We start from the raw sequence: 1,007 nt of genomic DNA, 5'->3' as shown, positions 1-1,007 counted from the left end.
AAGCCGCGGATCTTGACCTGGTGATCGTTGCGTCCCAGGAACACGAGGTTGCCGTCGGGCAGATAGCGGGCCAGATCGCCGCTGCGATACATGCGTGCATCGGGGTGTGGGCTGAACGGATCGGGCAGGAAGCGCTCGGCCGTCAACTCCGGACGATTGAGATACCCGCGAGCGACGCCGGCACCGCCGATGTAGAGCTCGCCGACCGCGCCCAGCGGCACCGGTTGACGATGCGCATCCAGGAGATAGATGCGCGTGTTGGCGATCGGGCGCCCAATGGTCGGCATTTCGCCGGCGATCAATGTGCACGACGTGGCAACGACTGTCGTCTCGGTCGGACCGTAGTTGTTTACCAGAACGATGTCGTGCCTGGGCAAGACGGGTACTTGAGGCAGGTCTTCACCGCCTATCAACAAGTGTTTAAGCGTCGAAGGTATCAAGTCCTTGGATGCAGCGAGTAAAGCAAGCGGCGTTATCAGGAAGCTGATATCTACGGCTTGCTCTTTCCACCACTGCAACGTAGCAAGAGGGTTCTTTGAAACGGTTCTGGGCGGAACAAGCAAGATGCCACCCATCGCCAAGGCAGGCCACAACTCCCATGCGCTGGCGTCAAACGCCATGCCTGCCATCAAGGTATGGCGGTCGCCGGGACGAAGACCGAAGCGATGCGCGTGCCAGTCAATGAGATTGGTAAATTGACGGTGCTCCACCATGACGCCCTTGGGCGTGCCGGTGGAGCCGGAGGTGTAGATGACGTAAGCCAGGTGATGCGAGGCCAACGCCGGAAGAACAGGATTGGTGTGCGGCTGCGCAGACCACCGCGGTGCATCGAGATCGATGACGCGCAGCGACGCAAGGGCTTCTTCGCCCAGCGCCTGTCGCCCGGCGACATCGCAGAGCAGCAAGCGGGGTTGCGCATCGCGCAGGATCAGAGACAGACGGTCGGAGGAGTAGACCGGATCGAGCGGCACATACGCACCGCCGGCCTTGAGAATGGCCAGCAGCCC

1 protein-coding gene is annotated in these 1,007 nt (G+C 61.6%); it reads right to left on the bottom strand.

Annotated features, from left to right (window positions below; genetic code table 11):
* The coding region (locus tag ISS99_RS00035) for an amino acid adenylation domain-containing protein (protein ID WP_204629520.1) at positions 1–1,007 on the bottom strand (1,007 nt) is incomplete at both ends.

Source organism: Dyella mobilis, from assembly GCF_016904945.1.
In the GTDB taxonomy this organism is placed as follows: domain Bacteria; phylum Pseudomonadota; class Gammaproteobacteria; order Xanthomonadales; family Rhodanobacteraceae; genus Dyella_B; species Dyella_B mobilis.
The sequence above is the reverse complement of the archived record's forward strand: the minus strand, read 5'-3'. Positions and strand labels throughout refer to the sequence as shown.